General features: G+C 60.5%; 13 protein-coding genes. 5 read left to right on the forward strand and 8 right to left on the reverse strand.

What is annotated here, in order from left to right:
* Nucleotides 1-35 precede the first annotated feature (35 nt).
* Both LH400_RS21575 and LH400_RS21580 read right to left on the reverse strand, forming a co-directional pair.
* Nucleotides 36-884: a CRISPR-associated endonuclease Cas3'' gene (locus LH400_RS21575; protein WP_229155489.1), complete on the reverse strand. Its 849-nt coding sequence runs from the start codon at nucleotides 882-884 to the stop codon at nucleotides 36-38.
* 151 nt (nucleotides 885-1,035) lie between these two features.
* Nucleotides 1,036-1,965 (reverse strand): ArdC family protein, encoded by a 930-nt coding sequence (locus LH400_RS21580; RefSeq protein WP_229155490.1) that lies wholly within the window; start codon nucleotides 1,963-1,965, stop codon nucleotides 1,036-1,038.
* Nucleotides 1,966-2,528: 563 nt separating this feature from the next.
* Between LH400_RS21580 and LH400_RS21585 the strand changes: the two genes are divergently transcribed.
* Together LH400_RS21585 and LH400_RS21590 are read left to right on the forward strand one after the other, a co-directional pair.
* Nucleotides 2,529-2,807, forward strand: a complete 279-nt coding sequence (locus tag LH400_RS21585; RefSeq protein ID WP_229155492.1) for a type II toxin-antitoxin system TacA family antitoxin — start codon at nucleotides 2,529-2,531, stop codon at nucleotides 2,805-2,807.
* Between the two features lies 1 nt (nucleotide 2,808).
* Nucleotides 2,809-3,294 (forward strand): GNAT family N-acetyltransferase, encoded by a 486-nt coding sequence (locus LH400_RS21590; RefSeq protein ID WP_229155493.1) that lies wholly within the window; start codon nucleotides 2,809-2,811, stop codon nucleotides 3,292-3,294.
* Between the two features lie 542 nt (nucleotides 3,295-3,836).
* Here the strand turns inward: LH400_RS21590 and LH400_RS21595 are convergent.
* From LH400_RS21595 to LH400_RS21610, 4 genes are all read right to left on the reverse strand, one after another.
* Nucleotides 3,837-4,055, reverse strand: a complete 219-nt coding sequence (locus tag LH400_RS21595; RefSeq protein ID WP_370638453.1) for an Arm DNA-binding domain-containing protein — start codon at nucleotides 4,053-4,055, stop codon at nucleotides 3,837-3,839.
* Nucleotides 4,056-4,431: 376 nt separating this feature from the next.
* On the reverse strand, nucleotides 4,432-5,034 hold the full coding sequence (locus LH400_RS21600; protein ID WP_229155495.1) for a hypothetical protein: 603 nt from the start codon (nucleotides 5,032-5,034) through the stop codon (nucleotides 4,432-4,434).
* A 260-nt stretch (nucleotides 5,035-5,294) separates the two neighbouring features.
* A complete protein-coding gene (locus tag LH400_RS21605) occupies nucleotides 5,295-6,260 on the reverse strand; it encodes a hypothetical protein (protein WP_229155497.1) in 966 nt (321 codons plus the stop codon).
* A 143-nt stretch (nucleotides 6,261-6,403) separates the two neighbouring features.
* The gene (locus LH400_RS21610) at nucleotides 6,404-7,027 is read right to left on the reverse strand and encodes a type IIL restriction-modification enzyme MmeI (RefSeq protein WP_229155499.1); all 624 of its coding nucleotides are present in this window, start codon (nucleotides 7,025-7,027) and stop codon (nucleotides 6,404-6,406) included.
* Between the two features lie 757 nt (nucleotides 7,028-7,784).
* On the opposite strand from LH400_RS21610, the gene LH400_RS21615 reads away from it, so the two are divergent.
* Nucleotides 7,785-8,432, forward strand: a complete 648-nt coding sequence (locus LH400_RS21615) for a recombinase family protein (protein ID WP_229155501.1) — start codon at nucleotides 7,785-7,787, stop codon at nucleotides 8,430-8,432.
* Here LH400_RS21615 and LH400_RS21620 read toward each other — a convergent pair.
* Nucleotides 8,372-8,992 (reverse strand): BRO-N domain-containing protein, encoded by a 621-nt coding sequence (locus tag LH400_RS21620; RefSeq protein ID WP_229155503.1) that lies wholly within the window; start codon nucleotides 8,990-8,992, stop codon nucleotides 8,372-8,374. The two genes, LH400_RS21615 and LH400_RS21620, sit on opposite strands and share 61 nt — an antisense overlap.
* A gap of 76 nt (nucleotides 8,993-9,068) precedes the next feature.
* A complete protein-coding gene (locus LH400_RS21625) occupies nucleotides 9,069-10,103 on the reverse strand; it encodes an acyltransferase family protein (RefSeq protein WP_229155504.1) in 1,035 nt (344 codons plus the stop codon).
* 340 nt (nucleotides 10,104-10,443) lie between these two features.
* Between LH400_RS21625 and LH400_RS21630 the strand changes: the two genes are divergently transcribed.
* Nucleotides 10,444-10,911, forward strand: coding sequence for a hypothetical protein (locus LH400_RS21630; protein WP_229155506.1), 468 nt, complete (start codon nucleotides 10,444-10,446; stop codon nucleotides 10,909-10,911).
* A gap of 639 nt (nucleotides 10,912-11,550) precedes the next feature.
* Complete coding sequence (rnhA, locus tag LH400_RS21635) at nucleotides 11,551-12,162, forward strand: ribonuclease HI (RefSeq protein WP_370638454.1); 612 nt, start codon at nucleotides 11,551-11,553, stop codon at nucleotides 12,160-12,162.
* The last annotated feature ends 13 nt before the right edge of the window (nucleotides 12,163-12,175 follow it).

The raw sequence follows: 12,175 nt of genomic DNA on the forward strand, positions 1-12,175 counted from the left end.
TGGAACTACTTCAAAGCTGCAGGCTGCGTTGCAGATTAATCGCCCGACGCTCTAGCGTGGTCCAGTGCGAAGCCGAGCGAGGCGAGCGTCTTGCCGCCGCCGGTCGGAACGTTGAGGGTGAAGAGGCCCGGCGCCATTGCGGCCCGCTCGCGCACCGTCGCCAGGATTTCCGCCCGGTGGGCGGCGATGTCCGTTTCCGGCGGTCCGAAGCCGGCAATCTCCTCGTCGAACCCTGCGAGGAAGACCGGCAGACGGTCCTTCAGCGCCGGCCAGTCGCGATCCTTCGTTCGTTCGCCGATCGACTCGTAGTAGCGTTCGGTGGTCTTGAAGTCGGCATCGACGAGGCAGGAGAAGATCATCCTGCCGAGCATGGCGAGTTGGCGTGCGAGAGCGTCCGGCGAGGTTCCCCAGGAGAAGGCGGGCAAGAGGCCTTCCGCCCTCTCCGGCACGATATCACGGTGGCCGGAGTCGAGGACGGCGAGGTCGAAGCCCGCGAGCCGGCGATCGAGATTGGCGTCGTCGGAGCCCCGCGTGTCGGGAAGGCCCGCATGGTGCCCGGCGATCGCGTGGGCGATCAGCGCCGCGACCCAGCTATCGTCCGCCTTGGCCGCGAGATCGAAGACCAGCTTGGCGCCGGCGGTGGAATGATCGACGCGGGACGCCGATCCGGAGAGCCGTGCCTGAAAGGCCGGGGTGTACTTCCCCAAGTCGTGCAGGAGCCCGGCAACTTTCGCCGCTGCAGCGATCTCGAGCGGCGCGCCGAAGGCTTCCGCCTGCTCGGCCACACGAAAGAGATGCTTAGCGAGCGGTTCCCAGTCCGACGGATCGTTCGGCTTGTTCGAGTGGGCGTAGAAGATGAGAACCTCCCAACCCCGCTTCAGCAATCTCTCATTCTGACTGTGCACCTCTCATCCTAATTGTCGACCTGCAAGGTGTCCCGATTAAAGGTGGCTTCGAGGTTGGTATCGGCGGCTTATGCGAGAAGATCGTCGATGCCCAGCTGCGGAGCGGTGTGGATCGTCATGGCCGCTTCCCTTACGCCGCTGCCTGGTGCAGCCCGGTGTCAGCCTCGCCCTCGGTGCCTTCGTCCGCCGCACTGAACGCGTTCAGATAATCAGCGGCCTTTTGCGCATGGGCGGCAGCGGTGAAGATCGCGCGGGCATCCTGTTTCAAGACCTTCAGCCAGTGCCCGATATAAGCGGCGTGGTCGTCCCGCACCTCCGGAGTCAGGCTGAGATCGGCAGAGAGGAAGTCAGCGCCAAGCTCGGCAACCAACTCCTCGGCGGCATAGCCGGCATCGCCCCAGCGCTTGCGGCCCAAATCCCGGTCCAGCCGGTTCTTGTGCTTGGTCCAGTGGGTCGCCTCATGGGCAAGCGTGGCATAGTAGCTTTCCGCATCCCGGAACGCCTCGAAAGGCGGCATCTGGATATGGTCTGTCCCGCCGCAATAATGCGCGGAATTCCCACCATGGCGGATATCGGCGCCCGTGGCGGCAAAGAAGGCCTCGGCTTCGGCGTTGCGCTCCACCGGATCAAGCTGCGGGGCGGCGAGCTGGTAAAACCGCTCCGGCAAGTCCTCGACCTGCTCGGCATTGAAGACGGTGTAGCCCTTCATGAAAGGAATATCCCGCTCGGTCTCGGCGCCGCTGGCTTCGTCCGTCTCGGTCTTGGAAAAGGTGCTGGCATAGACCACCGGGCTGCCCTTTTCGCCTTTCCGGACATGCCCGCCCAACTCCTGCGCCTGCTTGAAGGTCATCCAGATCGGCGCCGCAAAGCCTTTGGTCACAGCCTCTGACCACAGCATGATGACGTTGATGCCGCGATAGGCCTCACCGTTCGCCCGCAAGGGCCTTGTGATACGCCCGGCGGCGTGCTCGCCGCTCCATGGCTTCAGCCACGGCCTGACGCCGCGCTCCAGATCGGCAATGATGTGATTGGTGATCTTCGAATAGATATCCTGTTTCATGGGGTGACGCCTTTCGCCTCAAGGGTTGATGTACCGGCGCTAGACTTCCCCCTCCGGGAGGGATCTTCCTTCGCGCCTGAACCCTTGCCCAGCGGCGAGCGACCCGAAAAACCAAAAGCAAAGAAACGCGCGCGTGCGCGCGGCCGCATTCGGGGCGTTCGATGAAATTCCGGGGATGGGTCAACGGTCTTCTCGGGAACCGTTAGGCGGGCTTGGTGCGGCTACGCGCCTTAGCCCCGCCTTACGGCGGAAGGCCGTTGACCCACAGCCGTAGGCGTCCTCGGATTTCATGTAAGCTGGAAAGAGGGGTTCCAAGCGCGTGACTACGCGCGCTCGAGCCATAAGCCGGGCTCCGTTCGGGCGGAGTCCGTCCTTTGATCTCTGCCAGCGATCGTCACCCGGATGGGCCGAAACCGCCCCTGCGGGTTCGGTGGAGGCGGCCTCCCGCCGGAATAGAGCGCGGTGCGCCAGGCGCGGGCAGCCCAATCTGAATCTTATTGCGAAGAGCCCACATCTGTGGGTATAATAATCAAGAGAAGGCAGGTTGTATAATGGACCAAACGATGACAAACACAGCCGACAAGGGCGACATGCTCAAAGTCCGCATGGACGCGGCCACGCTGTCCATGATGGATACGGCGCGCGCCTATCTCAATCTGGACAAGAGCAAGTTCATCCGGGAGAGCGTTCGCGAGAAGGCGGAGTCGGTGATCGCCCAGCACCAGAAGACGCAGTTCTCGCCTGGGGACTGGGCGGCCTTCTTCGGCGCGCTTGATGCGCCGGCCGCGCCGACGCGCCGCATGACGAAGGCCGCACAGAAATTCCGCGACATCCAGGGCTAAGGTGGAATTCGCCGCGCTCGATCCGAAGGGGCATGACCGCAAGAGCTTCGATTGCGGCGTGCCGGCGCTGAGCCAGTACCTCCAGCGCTATGCGAACCAGGACCTCAAGCGCAGCCTGACGCGGATCTATGTCCTCGCCGATGGCCGGACGATCATCGGCTATTACTCGATCAGCGCCCATTCGGTGCGCCGCGACAACCTGCCGGCCGACGTGCAGGCCGGTCCTTACGAAGACATCCCGTTTCTGCTGCTCGGCCGGCTTGCCGTCGATCGCCGTTTTCAGGGCCAGGGCTATGGCGATGCACTCATCGTTCATGCCTTCCACACGACCCGCACGGCTGCGGCGCAGATCGGCATCCTCGGCATGATCGTCGAGGCCAAGGACGAGAAGGCCGCTGCCTTCTATGAGGGGTTCGGGTTTCGCCGTCTTACCAACACGCGGCACCGCCTCGTCCTGCCGATAACGGCGATGGATACGGTCCTTTGATATTGAAGGATTTTATAGAGGCCAACTTCCAAATAGATTCCGTGTAAACTGAGATAACCATCGACATATTTACGATAATTCCGTAGTCTAGTTGCAGAATTTTTTGGCAAGACGGTATCTAAACATGTTTTTCTTAGGACTTAACTTACAGGCCCTCAAACGCATCATAGAAATCTAAAGCTCGATGCGGCAGTGAGACAGAGAGCTCGTCTGTGTCAAGCACGTAGCGGCCTAACAGAAATCGCCCGTGGCGTTCGCGTATCTTGTAAAACCGAATTGGGCGGCTGCGCGCCGAGAGCGCTTTTACTATGGCAAATTTGACGGTGTGAGAGCAGCGCATCCCAAATACGACCTCTTCCGACTCAAGCGGTGAACGTTGCGGGCCGCGCGGGCCGATAAGCCGCCATTCTCGCTCGTATCCCCAGTCGATAGCCTTCTTCGTAACGACGGCGTCGTCTACTTTACGGCGGGCTTCCTCATCCCCATCGAGCATGGCCGATACCGCGCTAGCCGCGATCAGCCGACTGCCTCCGTAGCTAATTTTATGAAGATCGCTTTCCGCCGGCGCGGGTATTGAGAAGCGAGACTGTCGGATAGGATCCAAGCGCGAGTAGCTTCTGTTTTCCGCCGTATCGATAAGACACCCGCCAGAGTTTCGAACCGGTCGGCGATACCAACAGATGAAGCCCCCCACCGTCGCTGTGTTTGAAGGGGCGGCCGGAAGGTCTGAAAGCCTTGATTTGCAGGTCGGAGAGCGGCAAGCCGGCACTCGCTTGTTGGTATCGAAAGGCGCCGCGCTAGAGGCAACTCGGTAGATACCAACGAATGTACCAACAAACTTTTCGGATACCAACACCCCACGCCGGACGATGCCGGACGAACAATTCAACGTTTTCGGGGATTTTGGCTGCTGTTTGGGTCTCTGCGGACCGTATCAAACAGGGGAATGGTGCCCAGGAAAGGATTGGTCAGACCAAGGCAAAAATCCCATAAACTATTGAATTGGCTGGACCGAAATTTGGGCCGCCGTTTCGTTTGTGCCCCAGCACGTATCCCATTTTGAACCGGCCGACAACGATCTCACGAGCCGCTCGATTGCCTCGCCGATCGCTCCTGATTGAGCGCGAAGATTCATTGCTACTTCTCCGCCACAAATCCTCTCGGTTTTGAGGGCTCAGGAACATCAGTTGATTGAAATTTACTTGTAATAACAGCGTGAGCCTTATCGAGCAAAGCAAGTACGTCGCTTTGGACTTCCGCATAATGTGGCTGTCCGTGCCCCCAGTATTTAACCGCCGCACTTACTACCCATTCAGCCATATTGATAGACAATAGGTAACTCTCATAATCACCTTTCAAAGCGGCGTCTATCTTTTCCTGAAACTCCGCTCGCGATCCAATTGCTCGAGCTTGAGGGGATAATGAATTCTCTATTCCGTATTTCAGTCGTAATATCTCATAACTCGGATATGTTCTTATAAGGCTGGGATTGTCCCGAAGCTTCTTGTTAACTAGGTAGCCGAAGAGTCTGTCGTCAAAAAAGAAATATCCTGCCAGACCTGTGTTAAGAATCGCATAGAAGATGGCGATGTTGTCCGCAGTCAGCAGGCGGAACCAATCCTTAGCGTCGCCTACGGTGCCAGGGATGCCAAGAACGAATAGAATCGGCTCTCTCCCCCATAGTAGGAGAGACATAGCTGCGCCAAGAAGCAGGAATGCCGACTTCCACTTTCTACCCATGGGATGAGAATTATCGAAAGTTCGCTCTTATGTGGAGTCGTAAATCGCCCCACATGCGCGATTTTCGAATAGTCACTGTCAGCCCCAAATTGAGCCCCTGACGTTCAACAATGTTGGTGCGTGTGATCCATAAGTGGCGAAAAAATCTGAAGCGCCCCTCGATAGTCCAGCTGATGTATGGGACTCAATGGAGAAATGCCCCCGGTAGGGGCCTCACTGTCGCTAATTGAGCAACATCCGATTGGTTTCATCAAAGGGGTTCAACGTTGCCATGGGGTGACGCAAAGCACCCCACGCTTTGTCCGACGATCAACGAGAAAGAGGTCACCATACCAAAGTCCCCAGCCCCAGTCCGGGTCCCTTGGCATCTTATCGCCTACGTGATGACGTATCCAATCCTCTCCCTCACTCGACTGTAATTTGAGGTCTATATCCTCTATGGCGATCGTGATCGCATCGGCGTGCCGGACATGTGCCGTTGCCGCTCCGGAGGAAGTGATGCTTGTTGGCATCGTAAATTTTCCCTGAGATGCTCCGAAGGTGTTCACGCCTTGGATCACCAACTTCGCTCCCTCAGCGGACGTCACAACGCGGGATGGCTCCTCAATACCTCTGATATGCCGGTCGTTATCAGCCATCATGTCGGACACCGCTTGCCTCACCTTCCCATCATCGAAGCTGTTGTGGTCGCCCAGCATCAGGAGCAACATATGCGTACGGCTGAAACTCGCGAACAAAAGCTCCTTGCTGCCTCCTGACCTGCCGCCTTTCTGACTTACCGGCTTCAGATGAAGATGATGCACGCCGTAGGCATTCAAAGCGCGATCTTTATCGCCCCAATTGATACCCCGCCGCTTCTGATCTCTTGGAGCAAACCCTATCTTGTCGACCCTCTCGGATAGGAAGGGCTTTAGGTTCTCACCTTCTCGGGACAAGTCGATGATTGCGTTGAGCGACGAAGCGAATTTTGCGGGCGTCCCTCTACTCCAGAACCCTTCCCAAATCAGAGCCTCCCGTTTGCGGGGGGCGATAACCCGATCAACCCAATTCATATAGCGGCAGAGCAATTCGTTGAACGACATCTTCGCGAGCTGCTCGCGAACAGCGTCGGTATCGGGATAGCAAGGTATCGCACTGCAGATCGAGCGCCGCATTTCCTGCAGGCTTGCGGATCGCTCAGCGATGTCATCGATTGGATGAAGGCGCTTCCAATTTTTATCGGTCATGCATCGAACGTTATAACGTCGATGTCGACGATGGCACCGTCCACAAACGTAAGATTTTGTCGCGGTCGGTATAATGCGCCCCGAGCTGGCTGCGCTTGTCGGGATCAATGCCGCGCTCAAAGAGGGTCCCGAGGATGGACGGGTCAATATCCCCAATACTGGACCGCCGCCCGGTGGACGATCTTCAGCCCATCCTTCGTTATCGTGAACACGAGGTCGTCATTGAACAGGCCGCCGTTGAACCAGGCGACCTTCTCGAAGTCTACGCGACCGCCGTCCTTCAACGCAACGAACAGCGAGCGGGCGAAATCCTCGAACTCCTTCGGCTCCTCAAGGGCTCGCTCAATCATGCGCGTGAAGAGGTTGCCCGAGAGAAGCTTCACGTCCTCGGCGAACATGCAGAACACGAGCCGGTTGATGAAATGGGCGACCTCTTCAGCCGTGTGGCCCCTGGAGCGCAGCGAGCGGGCCAACTCGGCGAATTCCCCGGCGACTTCCTCAGTGAGTTCCTGCCGGGTCTTCCTTGGCCGGAGGAGGTCCGGATCGGTGAAGGCGTCCTTTAGCCATTGCCGCTTCTCGGGGTCCTCAAGGTCGGCAATTGCGACTTCGTAGACCGTGGAGACGGAGTTGGTCCAGTTGGTGTGGATGCGGATCGTGGTGCCGATGTCGGACACGATGAGGAGGGGCGGATTGTCGAGGGCGACGGCATAGCGCTGGAGCTGAGCGAACGCCGTGTCGAGGTTGGCGTGGGTCCCTTTATATCCCATCCGAAGTGCCCGCGCTTAAACACGTCGGCGAAGCCGTGTCCCCCCGTCGTCTTGGTCGCCCCGAACTCGAAAGCGTAGTCGTTCCCCTCAGGGTCCGCTTCGGTGGGTGTCAGTTCACCAAGGAGCCGGCAGAGGTCATTGAAGTGCGATTGTGCTGCCGAGCGCTCCTTCAATTTGGAGTTCGACCATCTCGTAATGAACTCGTGGGGGGCATGCGTACCGTGATTTCCTGATGCCTGCCGCGCAGTCTCGCGATTGACGTGTGGAAGGCAAGCCAAGATTGCGGGTGCAGACAGGGCCGGCCTTCTGAATTTGACGAAAAAATCTGAAGCGCCCCCTCGATAGTTTTGCGGCAGAGCCTCCCCCCGTGCCCCCTATGGATCTCCACCACGTCAGCGCTTCGGGAAAGCGGGCGCCACCTGTGCTCGATCTTCCCGGACCGCCGAGCGCATCCCCTTGCGTCGTCCGCAGCTCGATTGATCATTACAGACAGGGCGCATGGTCCGCCGGGTGGCTCTTGGTTGCCGGCTTGCTCGCACGGCCGAGCTGCGTCCCCAGTGATGCAGCGACGGCGGCTCCACAGCGTGGGCAAAACACGGCTGACAACCCTGCCTTTCGATCGGCAGGATCTGTCCGCTAGGGCATACCTCATCGGACAGGCCCAGCGGCCTCTGCTAAGCGTCCGCTAGGGTTGACATCCGCATTTCGGACGTTCATCTTTTCGGACGTGAACTCAACGGACAGTCCGGAACAGCCTATGGCGACCATCTTTTATGCCCGCGTGTCAACGTCGGAACAGACGCTCTCGCATCAACAGGTTCAAGCGGAGGCGGCGGGTTTCACCTTCGACGCCGTTGTGGCCGATCACGGCGTGTCGGGCGTTGCCGTGAGGATGCGGGATCGGCCGGAGGGCCGGCGGCTCTTCGACATGCTCCGCCCCGGTGACACGCTTGTGGTCCGCTGGGTGGACCGCCTGGGTCGCAACTATCAGGACGTCACCGACACCATCCGGGAGTTCGTGCGGCGGGGCGTCACCATCCGCACCATCATCAACGGGATGATCTTCGACGGGCGGCCTAAGGACCCAATGCAGGAGGCCGTGAGAGACGCGCTGATAGCCTTTATGGCGGCAACGGCACAGGCGCAGGCAGAGGCCACGAAAGAGGCTCAGCGGGCCGGTATTGAGGCTGCAAAGGGCAAGGCAGAGGGAGGCGCCGGGGCGGCGTACCGGGGGCGGAAACCATCGTTCACGCGTGAGCAAGTGGAGGCTGTGAGGGGCTTGCTCGGGAAGGAAACTGGCATCGCGGAGATCGCGCGTACGGTCGGGCTATCGCGCCAGACGGTCTATCGGATCAAGGACGATCCGGCCGGCACGGACGCGGCGCTCGCGGCATGGTCGGCATAGAAAGGGGTCGGAAGATGACAACGTTCGCTATCATTCTTCAATGCTTCCTCTTTGGGGCCGGCACCTTCTTTGTGATCCGCAGCCTGTTCTGGCCGTGACAGCGCCGACGGAAGGCGTAGCGAGCGGGACGCGAGATAGCACAACCATTGTGTCCCCTTTTTCGGGGACACTCCTAGGACACGAGCGTCCTCGCTCATCTCGCCCGTGGCGACCTTCTCCTCGCCCATCACGTAGGCGCCGTCCTTGCGGATCGCCGGGAGGACGTCGCGCGTCACCCAGTCCTGAAAGGCCCTCGCCTGCGGCTTGTCGCTGCGCATGACGAGCTTGTAGAGGCCGCTTTCGGAGATGACGCTTGTCCGCTGTGTTCCGCCGGGGGTGTAGATCGGTTCTACCCCCTTCTCGTCCGACGAGAGCGGCCGGATCGCCGTCGTCTTGTTGGCGATCTCCAGGACGCGGCAGACGTCGGCGGCCACGAACCACGGGGCCCCGGCGAGGGTCAGCGCCCGCAGCGTAACGCCCTGGAAGTCGAAGGCGAAGGTGTTGTCGTTTGCGTTCTGCATTTAAGAGGCCCTTTCGGGCAAAGAAAAAGGGCCCCGGATGGAGCCCTTAAGAGGTGGTGGTCAGGTGTTGGAGGGGTCAGCCGGCAGCGGGGTGGCCCACCGCCTTCCGATCTCCGAAGCTATGGAGGAGCGTTGAGATGCTCCTTCCCAGCTCGATCCCAGGCTTCTCGACGACGACGTAGGCGAACCGTGCCACGCTGTACGTCATGGCTCCGAACAGGAGGAACCAGCCTAGGGTCGCTTCGTGCGGGAAGAGCTGCACGAAGGTCCAATGGAAGAGGTAGAAGCCGTAGCCGACCTCGCCAATCTTCCGAAGCGGGGTGACGCTCAGGAGCGCCTTCAGGAAGTTCCGCTCGGTGCCAAGCGCCCAGACCATGCAGGCCCCCACGCAGGCCGCGATGGGTGCCGGGCTCTGGGCAGCGAAGTTCACGCCGGGGCCGGCCCGCAGGGACAGCCAGTAGAGCACAGCAGCGAAGCCCGCGACGAGGCCAGCCATTCCCGCGTTGGCGACCAGCGGGCGCAGGGTGCGGAGCCAGGGCTGGACGACGGGATAGGCGAAGCACAGGGCCATCCCGATCAGGAATGGCGCGACGAAGAACGGCATGTACGCGCTGATTGCCGGCACCGCGACCACGTCCACGGTGAGAACCCGGCCGACCACAGCCGCCGCCGCCAGAAGGAGCCCGGCAACCGCCAGCGGGAAGCGGCGCAACGGGAGGATGAGGAGCGCCAGGAACGGCAGCACGCCGTAGAAGAGAAGCTCCTGATTGATCGTCCAGAGATGGCCGGCGCCTCGGAAGAGGACGAGCTGATTGTAGACGAACTCGCTCGTCATCCCGGCGGCGTAGCCGTAGGAGACCACGAAGACTGCGTAGAGCGGCAGGATGCGCATCACGCGCCGCACCAGAAACGCGAGGACGTTGAGAGGCCGGTATGCCTCGTCGCTGGACACGAACGGCGTCGTCAGGAGGAAGGCGCTGAGGACGAAGAAGGCCCACACGGCGACTGTACCGGTGGGCTCGGGGGCAAGGTGAACATGACTGGCGAGGACGGCAGAGGCCGCCACTCCACGGAGCCCGTCGAGCGCCGCGATGTGTGATTTATTACTCAACGTAAAATACCCTTAGCAACCCTCAATAGCAGGACCCTGTCCGCATCGAAGGCAAACTGCAAGTGAGCAATTACTGCCGCCGAGAGCTATCTTGCGGGTGTTGCAAACTGGCCACCGGCCGGTGCCTCGTGGCCCGATTTCATACCTGACGGCCACGTTCCAGCATTTGCACGTGCTCTTGGACGATCCGCCGCAAACGGCAGCCCGCGTCTAGCTGTTTTCAAGCATGTAGCGGACCGGCGAAGCCTTCACGGCAGTCCGAAACCATACCCACAGGCCCCGTGCGGATCATCCCGGCGGGGCCTTTTCTTTGACCGGCTCCACAACCTGAAAGAGATTAATGAAATCATCACAACGCCCCTCCCCAATGCGGACGCATGACGTGTATGGTCGCGCCATCGTGCGCGTCCCAATGGACCGGAATGGGGACCGGTGGGCGATCGTAGAGGCCGCCGACTTTGATCGGCTCGTGGCCGAGGGCGTGAGCCTAACTTGGTTTCTGAACGCATCGGGGCCGAGCCGGGCCTATGTCAAAGCATCGCAAGCCGGCGCGAGCGGCAGGCTCGTCTCTGTCCCGCGCATCATCCTGCGGGCCGGACCTAAAGAGGTCGTACGGTACGTCACGACGGACCACCTCGACCTTCGGCATTCGAACCTTCGGCTGGCGAAGGGCAGAGCAAAACGGGCGGACGGGGCGATCGTCCGGGCGGCGCAGGACGCGGCGGAGTTCGGGAGGGCGGCGTCGGCCCGGCGAACGGCGACGACAGCAATTGAACCTTCCGAGTTCACCGCTCGCGAGGTCGCGTAAATGGAGTACGTACGCGAGGAGTTAGACCGCTCCACGGGGATGCTTGAGACAGTAAGCCTCGGTCAGTGGATCACAGTGACAGAATTCGGCGAGATGATGGGTGTCGGCAGCCGCCGAGTGAGGTCGGTTCTTCGAGAGATGGGCTTTCTTCAGATCGAGGGAACCGGCTACCACTCGCGTCACCGGATAACGCCGGGTGCTGTCGATGCCGGGCTCGGGCTCAGACACGATCGGAGAGGCAAGTTTCCTTTCGATGTCATCTCGCCGGCCGGTCAAAGGTGGATCGAAAGCAGGTGGTCGGATGCAGTCACGTCTCTCGAGGAACGAGAGCGAGCGAGTTCGTCCGTTTCCGTGGCGAAAGAAGCGCTAGCGGCTTTCACGCGGCGGCGCGGAGTTGAGAAGCTCGACCCTGCAACGTCGATCCTATGGCTCGCCGATCACTTTCCGTACCTCTCTCAGACGGAAGTCGCGCTGGTCGTCGACGTTACCCAGCAACTCGTCAGCAAGGCTCGCACCAAACGTATGACGCAGCTCGCTGCCCGCGGTGCTCTACTCTCAATTGGCGGTCCTCGCTGGGGCCCTCATCCGCGTGATCGGAGAGGGAAGGATTGAGGAGGACGAGGCGGAGGGGGTCTGTCGATGCAGGGCACCTCGTCCGACCGTCAATCGGAAATCATCAGAACACCCCGTGCTGTTACGGACATATTACCTAAGCCCACAACCTCCCGAAAAACGTCCACCGCCAAGCGCGGAAATAGGAGACACATGACTTCAACAAGCATCGAGCGTCCGCGAACGGTCGTTCACACTGACGGCGCCTGCGTCGGCAATCCGGGGCCTGGAGGCTGGGCGGCAGTCATCCATGTGCCCGGCGACAACCGTGCAACGTCGCAGACCCGTACGGTCTCAGGCGGGCACCCCGACACGACGAACAATCGAATGGAAATGGCTGCCGTCATCGGCGCTCTCCGCGCCCTTCCGAAGGGCACGCTGCGGATCGTCAGCGATAGCCAATACGTCATCAAGGGGATCACCGAGTGGCTTCGACCTTGGAAGTCGCGCGGCTGGCGCAACGCCGAGGGCAAGGCGGTGAAGAACCGGGATCTATGGGAGGAGCTCGATCACCTCACGGCCGGCCGGGATATCGAATGGAAGTGGACAAAGGGCCATGCGGGGACCCCGGAGAACGAAGAAGCCGACCGTCTGGCGAACGCGGAGGCGATGGCATGGGCAGCGCGGGCGGTGGCATAGCCGCCCCCTGCCG

The organism is Jiella soli, assembly GCF_020615385.1.
Lineage (GTDB): Bacteria > Pseudomonadota > Alphaproteobacteria > Rhizobiales > Rhizobiaceae > VKMB-3413.

Excerpts from the sequence above, each read along its gene's own strand:
- LH400_RS21615 (WP_229155501.1), top strand. The coding sequence starts at position 7,785 with ATGGCGACCATCTTTTATGCCCGCGTGTCAACGTCGGAACAGACGCTC.
- LH400_RS21585 (WP_229155492.1), top strand. The coding sequence starts at position 2,529 with ATGACAAACACAGCCGACAAGGGCGACATGCTCAAAGTCCGCATGGAC.
- LH400_RS21630 (WP_229155506.1), top strand. The coding sequence starts at position 10,444 with ATGAAATCATCACAACGCCCCTCCCCAATGCGGACGCATGACGTGTAT.
- LH400_RS21620 (WP_229155503.1), bottom strand. The coding sequence starts at position 8,992 with ATGCAGAACGCAAACGACAACACCTTCGCCTTCGACTTCCAGGGCGTT.
- LH400_RS21610 (WP_229155499.1), bottom strand. The coding sequence starts at position 7,027 with ATGGGATATAAAGGGACCCACGCCAACCTCGACACGGCGTTCGCTCAG.
- rnhA (WP_370638454.1), top strand. The coding sequence starts at position 11,551 with ATGCAGGGCACCTCGTCCGACCGTCAATCGGAAATCATCAGAACACCC.
- LH400_RS21605 (WP_229155497.1), bottom strand. The coding sequence starts at position 6,260 with ATGACCGATAAAAATTGGAAGCGCCTTCATCCAATCGATGACATCGCT.
- LH400_RS21600 (WP_229155495.1), bottom strand. The coding sequence starts at position 5,034 with ATGGGTAGAAAGTGGAAGTCGGCATTCCTGCTTCTTGGCGCAGCTATG.
- LH400_RS21580 (WP_229155490.1), bottom strand. The coding sequence starts at position 1,965 with ATGAAACAGGATATCTATTCGAAGATCACCAATCACATCATTGCCGAT.